The organism is uncultured Fretibacterium sp., from assembly GCF_963544685.1.
Classification (GTDB): domain Bacteria; phylum Synergistota; class Synergistia; order Synergistales; family Aminobacteriaceae; genus CAJPSE01.
In genome coordinates, this window is sequence record NZ_CAUUGJ010000123.1 from 1 (window position 1) to 6,468 (window position 6,468).

Here is a 6,468-nt window from a genome sequence, read left to right on the forward strand (position 1 = left end):
GTCATTCGCGCCGAGTGTGATCCCGCCGCTTGGGAAGAGCAGATAAGCATGATGGAGATGGTGCTCGACCCCGAAGCATTGGCAGCCGCGGTCAAGGGCATACGCGATCAGTACAGCAAAAACGCGATCTGACCAAACTTCCGCGATTGATGCTGTCACCCTATGAAGAAAGGTGGGACAGAATTGGCTTTTCGTGTGGTTCATTACATCAACCAGTTCTACGCGGGCATTGGCGGTGAGGAAAAGGCCGACCACAAACCTGAGATCCGTGAGGCCGTCGTAGGTCCCGGAACCGCTCTCAAGGCCGCTTTGGGCTCCGAGGCGGAGATTGTGGCGACCGTCATCTGCGGAGACTCCTACTTCGCCTCCAACATGGAGAAGGCGAGCGCGGAGATCATCGAGATGATCAAAAAGTATAAGCCGGACGCCTTCGTGGCGGGTCCCGCGTTCAACGCGGGCCGTTACGGAACCGCGTGCGGCGCCATGTGCGAGGCCGTCTCCAAGCAGCTGGGGATCCCTGTCATCAGCGGCATGTACCCGGAGAACCCCGGCGTCGAGATGTACAAGAAGGCCGCTTACATCGTGGAGACCCCTGACAGCGCGGCCGGCATGAAGCAGGCCGTCCCCGCGATGGGCAAGCTGATCCTGAAGCTCCTGAAGAAGGAGCCGATCGGCAAACCCTGCGAGGAGGGCTACATTGAGCGCGGCATCCGCAAGAACGTCTTCTACGACAAGCTGGCGGCCGAGCGCTGCGTGGATATGTTCGTCTCCAAGCTGAAGGACCTCCCCTTCGAGACCGAGTACAAGATGCCGGTCTTCGACCGCGTGCCCCCTCAGCCCGCCGTCAAGGACATGAAGAATGCCGTCATCGCCCTGGTGACCTCAGGCGGCATCTGCCCGAAGGGCAACCCCGACCACATCGAGGCGTCCAGCGCCAGCAAGTACGGCGAGTACGACATCACCGGCGTGAACGACCTGACCTCCGACAAGTACTGCACGGCCCACGGCGGCTACGACGCCACCTACGCCGATCAGGACGCCGACCGGGTTTTGCCCGTCGATGTTATGCGCGACCTGGAGAAAGAGGGCGTCTTCAAGAAGCTGCACAACAAGTTCTACACCACGGTGGGGAACGGCACGGCCGTCGCCAGCGCCAAGAGGTTCGGTGCGGAGATCGTCAACAAGCTGGTGGCCGACGGCGTGACCGCGGTCATCCTCACCTCCACCTGAGGCACCTGCACTCGTTGCGGTGCAACGATGGTGAAGGAAATCGAGCGCAAGCTGCCCGTGGTGCACGTCTGTACGATCGTCCCGATCTCCCAGACGGTTGGCGCAAACAGAATCGTCCCGGCGATCGCCATTCCCCATCCTCTGGGAGACCCGACCCGTACCCCCGAGGAGGAGAAGGCTCTGCGCCGCCGTCTCGTCGAGAGGGCTTTGAAGGCCCTCCAGACGGACATCACCGAGCAGACCGTCTTCACGGAGTAGGAGATCGTCAGCGTTTTGTTTCTCCGAGGCCCAGGGTCGCACCTGGGCCTTCGATATATTGTTTTGCCGATGTTGGCGGGCGGCCGCCTCGATGGAAAAAAGATGGAAAAAATCGGGGTGCGGACTCTCGCGGCCGGATCGATCGAGTTTCACGTTGTCTTAAGGAGGACTATGGATGTCCACGGTAGGAATCAAGAGCTATGCCTATTGTCTGAACCACGCGCCCGAGACGGGGAGCTTCTACGGCGGCACCCCCTACGAAGCCCGCCACAGCGGCAAGGAGCAGGAGTACGTCGAAGCTCTGCCCAGGCACCTTCAGACCTACGAGGAGGCCTTGCACTATGCTCCCAACCAGACCTACATCGGCGGCCTGAGCTACGAGGCGTTCGAGGAGGCCAAGGCCCCCTGGACCGAGAACCGCCTGAGCGACGCACAGCGCTACGGCAAGTTCGGCGAGATCATGCCGGAGGACGAGTTCCTGGGGCTGATCTCCGCCTGCGACGAGTTCGAGCTCGTCTGGCTGGAGAAGGGTTTTGCGGAGTCCGTCAGCGCCAAGCTGGCGAAGGACCCCGTCGTCACGGAGTCGATCGTCAAGCGCGTGGTGCGGCCCAAAAACATGAAGGACCTGGCCGACATCGAAGCGGAGGTCAAGGATCGTGAGGCCCTGCCCCTGCACTTCGGTGGCAAGGTCGTCGGCTGCATCCGCAGCGGACACCCCACGGACGCCTGCCTGACGGCCCACGTCCTGATGGAGAACCTGGCCGGGAAGGCGTCGGGCGTCCTCGCCCTGCTGCACCTGCTGAAGAACAGCGGCATGGCCCCGGCGGACCTCGACTTCGTCATCGAGTGCTCCGAGGAGGGCGCGGGCGACGTGGGGCAGCGCGCGGGCAACAACTTCGCCAAGGCCATCGCCGAGGTCGCGGGCTGCGTCAACGCCTCCGGGTGCGACGTGCGCGGCTTCTGCGCCGGGCCCGTCAACGCGATGATCGCGGCGGCCTCCCAGGTGGCCGCCGGCGCGCGCAGAAACATCGCCGTCGTCGCCGGTGGTTCCATCCCCAAGCTCTACATGAACAGCCGCGACCACGTGAAGAAGGGGCTCAAGGCCCTCGAGGACTGCGTGGGCAGCTTTGCCGTCCTTCTGGTCCCTGACGACGGCACGAACCCGATCATGCGCCTCGACGTCCTGGGCAAGCACACCGTCGGTGCGGGCGGCGCTCCTCAGGCCGTTACCTCCGCCCTGACCTTCGAGCCCCTTCAGGCCGCGGGACTGACCTTTACGGACGTGGACCGCTTCGCCCCGGAGCTCCAGAACCCCGAGATCACGGCGCCGGCCGGAGCGGGCGACGTGCCCCTGGCCAACATCAAGATGATCGCGGCCCTCGCCGTCATGAAGAAGGCCATCGAGAAGGCCGACATGGAGGCCTTCATCAAGAAGCATGGGACGGTGGGCTACGCCCACACGCAGGGACACATCCCCGCGGGCGTTCCCTTCATCGGTCCCGCCTGCGAGGGCATCCGTGCGGGCAAGATGAAGCGCGTCATGATCATCGGAAAGGGAAGCCTTTTCCTGGCGCGCCTGACCAACCTGGCCGACGGCGCCTCCTTCCTCATCGAGGCCCCGACCGGCGGCGCGTCCGCGGGCGCAGTCAGCAAGGAGGACGTGAAGTCCCTGATCCTGGAGGCGCTCTCCGAAATCGCCGGGAAGCTGAACTGAGGGGGCGGAGCTCATGTCTGACGCAATCAGGAAGGTAGTCGGGTCCGCCCTGGCCGAGATCATCGAGTCGGCCAGAAGCGGCGGCCCCAAGGTGAAGGTCGGCCTGATGGCCGCCGGAAGCGAGCTGGGGCCAGAGGAGCTGGCCCGCGGGGCGCGGCTGGCGCGGGAGACCTACGGAAACGTCACGCCCGTCATGATAGGTCCGCGCACTCCCGGGTTCGAGGAGCTGGAGTGGATCGAGACCCCGGACTGCGAGGCGGACGTTGCCTCGACCCTGGAGGCGGCGCTCAAGGACGGCCGAATCGCCGGCGCCGTGGCGCTCCACTTCCCCTTCCCGCTGGGCGTGACCACCATCGGGCGCGTCATGACGCCCGGCAGGGGCAAGGCGATGATCCTGGCCTCCACCACCGGGACCTCGGCGACGATCCGGGGCGAGGCGATGCTGCGCAACGCGCTCTACGGCATCGCGACGGCGAAGGCCATGGGGATCGAGAACCCGACGGTCGGGATCCTCAACGTGGACACGGCGCAGCCCGTGTTCCGGGCGCTCACCCATCTGAAGGAGAGGGGATACCCCATCACCTTCGGCGCGTCCGTCCGCAAGGACGGCGGCGCGGTGCTGCGCGGCAATGATATCCTGGCCGGGGCGGTGGACGTGTGCGTGACGGACACGCTGTCGGGCAACGTCCTGATGAAGATGTTCTCGTCCTTCACGACGGGCGGGTCCTACGAGGCCACGGGTTGGGGCTACGGCCCGTCCTGCGGCGAGGGCTGGCGGAGCGTCGTCTCCATCATCTCGCGTGCCTCGGGCGCGCCGGTCATCGCGAACGCGCTTGCCTACAACGCATCGGTCATCGCCGGCGGCCTGCCGGACAAGGTGGCCGCCGAGCTGAAGGCCGCCAGGAGGGCGGGGCTGGACGACGAGATCGCGGCCCTGACGCCCAAGGCGGAGGCGGTGGAGGAGGTCAAGGCTCCTCCCGCGGAGCCCACGGACGACGAGCTGCACGGCATCGACGTCCTGGAGATCGAGAACGCGGTGAAGTCGCTCTGGAAAGCCGGCATCTACGCCGAGTCCGCCATGGGCTGTACCGGCCCCGTCATCAAGATGCCGGCGAAGCACGTGGAGAAGGCCAAGGTCATCCTGAAGGAGAACGGATATCTGTAGCAGACGACCAGCTCCCCGCGGGCGGAAGCTCGCGGGTGCTGTGTCGGTCGCTATCTGTCAAGCGCGATACGGATTTCGCGCTTGACAGGCGCGGACGACCGGTCTTTCAAGGCCGTCAGGGCTTGAATGTCGTGCCAAGGCAACCAAGGCATTAAAACTTCGTTTCGTTAACCGCGCTTGACAGGCGCAGAAGACCGGATATTTCAAGGTCGTCACGCTTGGACGATACAACAGCAAGCGCTCCCCAACCGTACGGTTGGGGAGCGCTTTTGCATAACTCTTAACTAAAGTTTCAAGGGATCCTTCAGATCGAAGGCAAAATAGACTTTCCCGGCTCCATCAAATTTCAGGATCGGATACGTGTCCGTCTTCAGGACGGGCGCGAGATTCAGCCGCACCTCCGTGGTCTCCCCAGGTTTCAACAGGATGGAACGCGCCTCACCATCCCCCACCGTATCGAAGATGTTGGAGGGAATCTTTACATAAAGATAGAAGGACTCCGTGCTGAAGCGGTAGTCCTCGGAGCCTTTGTTGAGGACGGAAACGGTAAGGGAGTAAGTCTCCTTGTCCGCATCATAATGCAGGGATCCCTCGACGAGGGACATTTCTATATCCTTGCGCCGGTCGGAGACCGCGTGTTTCGGAGCCCAATGCTCCGGTTTCTCCGCGATCTTCCCAATATCGTGGACATATCCCTGCGCCAGGTATTCATCGACGGCCGACTGAACCTTCCCAGCCAGGCGAGCGTAATTTGCGGCCTCCGGCGTATCGGGGTCCACCGAAACGTCCAAGGACTGTTTATCCAGAATCGCAGTCGTCAACCTGTCGGCGAAGGAGTTGAATCTCCCCTTGGTATCCTCGCGGTAATAGACGGAATCTCTCTTGCTCTGCCGATAGTATTTTTTCAAATCCTCCTCTCGAATGGCCTCCCGAGTATCGGCAAAGATTTCGTTATAACGGGCTTCGACGATTTTTTTCCCCTCAAATATCAACTCGAGGCGAGGTGTGATCCCGTCTTCGCCGGGATCTGCGATGCCGATATAATAACGATTGGAAGGCTCTTTCAGCTTTTCGAGCAGCTCCTTGACTCCGGGGATGAACCCGTCCCGTGCGCTGTTCGAGGAACCATAAACCGTATCGAAATCGATGTTAAGGCTGTTCGCCTTCAGAATCTGCCATTCCAGAAAGGTCAGGCCGTTCACCACCGTAACCAGGGTACGGTCGGTCCGGGGTTTCGTCGATTGAAAGAAAGCATAACCCGATGTCCTTTTCCTTTGAGCCCTCCAGAGCTCGGAGTAATATTCCGGGGGCGTAACCTCGTCCATCTCGATATGGACGATACGTCCCTTATCGATCACCAGGTCAATCAGCGCAGAGTACAGCCCATTCTTCCCCCCGAAGCTGTAATTCTCAAAATAATATTCCCCTCGAACGATCCCACGAGGGGGCTGAACCGACCAGAACATCCTGCGCTCTTTCTCCGCGGCATCCATCGGCTCCGCTCCCTTTCCGACAACCCTGGAAGGCAGCACGGTCGCCCCGGACATCACGTCGTAGGAGAAGACATGGCCGTTGATGACCACCGCATCGCTCTCCAGGTCGACGTACGAGCTGCCGTTGACCTGGAGGGAGCTGTCCGCGGCATCCGAACCTCCTACCCCCCAAACCAGGGCAAGCCCCAAAAGCAAAGCCAATACCAAAATCCCGGTTCTTTCCCTGCCCAAACCGATCCCTCTCCTCAAAACACACACTCTCCTTTACCTTGGCAGTCCCCAAAAATGCTCCATCGTCAAATCTTATCATACATTTTAAATCCTGCCCCAACGATTTCCTCTATTCTTATCCTTGAAGGGAGGGCTGCATGACCGATGCTTACGGCTCCGCCCTTCCAAGGAAAAATCTCCCTCGGGCTCTTCAAGAACTCGAGGGAGATTTTTCCGACAGCGTTTACAGCGCAGCGTTTGCACCAGCGGCTTCAGGAAGTTGCGGCAGATCGCGGCGATGCGCCCGCGGTTCGATTTGACCGGCCCACGGTGACGCAAAGAACCTGAGAGCCCCTGTCTCTTATACACATCTGACGCTGCCGACGACTAGTCGAGTG

General features: G+C 61.8%; 4 protein-coding genes and 1 pseudogene. 4 read left to right on the top strand and 1 reads right to left on the bottom strand.

The window, feature by feature from the left end:
• From ABLA28_RS09880 to grdD, 4 genes and pseudogenes are all read left to right on the top strand, one after another.
• Window positions 1-132 (top strand): annotated as a pseudogene (locus ABLA28_RS09880) (glycine/sarcosine/betaine reductase complex selenoprotein A); the annotation flags it as partial.
• Between the two features lie 30 nt (window positions 133-162).
• Complete coding sequence (gene grdB / locus ABLA28_RS09885; RefSeq protein WP_314717951.1) at window positions 163-1,488, top strand: glycine reductase complex selenoprotein B; 1,326 nt, start codon at window positions 163-165, stop codon at window positions 1,486-1,488.
• Between the two features lie 175 nt (window positions 1,489-1,663).
• Entirely contained in the window at window positions 1,664-3,202 is a 1,539-nt protein-coding gene (gene grdC, locus ABLA28_RS09890; RefSeq protein WP_347713522.1) for a glycine/sarcosine/betaine reductase complex component C subunit beta, read from the top strand.
• A gap of 13 nt (window positions 3,203-3,215) precedes the next feature.
• Window positions 3,216-4,367 (top strand): glycine/sarcosine/betaine reductase complex component C subunit alpha, encoded by a 1,152-nt coding sequence (grdD, locus tag ABLA28_RS09895; protein ID WP_347713523.1) that lies wholly within the window; start codon window positions 3,216-3,218, stop codon window positions 4,365-4,367.
• A 284-nt stretch (window positions 4,368-4,651) separates the two neighbouring features.
• On the opposite strand, the gene ABLA28_RS09900 is transcribed toward grdD, so the two are convergent.
• Window positions 4,652-6,091 (bottom strand): hypothetical protein, encoded by a 1,440-nt coding sequence (locus tag ABLA28_RS09900; protein WP_347713524.1) that lies wholly within the window; start codon window positions 6,089-6,091, stop codon window positions 4,652-4,654.
• Window positions 6,092-6,468 lie beyond the last annotated feature (377 nt).

What these genes read in the sequence shown, in the direction of transcription:
- grdD (WP_347713523.1), top strand. Translation starts at nt 3,216, where the DNA reads ATGTCTGACGCAATCAGGAAGGTAGTCGGGTCCGCCCTGGCCGAGATC.
- grdC (WP_347713522.1), top strand. Translation starts at nt 1,664, where the DNA reads ATGTCCACGGTAGGAATCAAGAGCTATGCCTATTGTCTGAACCACGCG.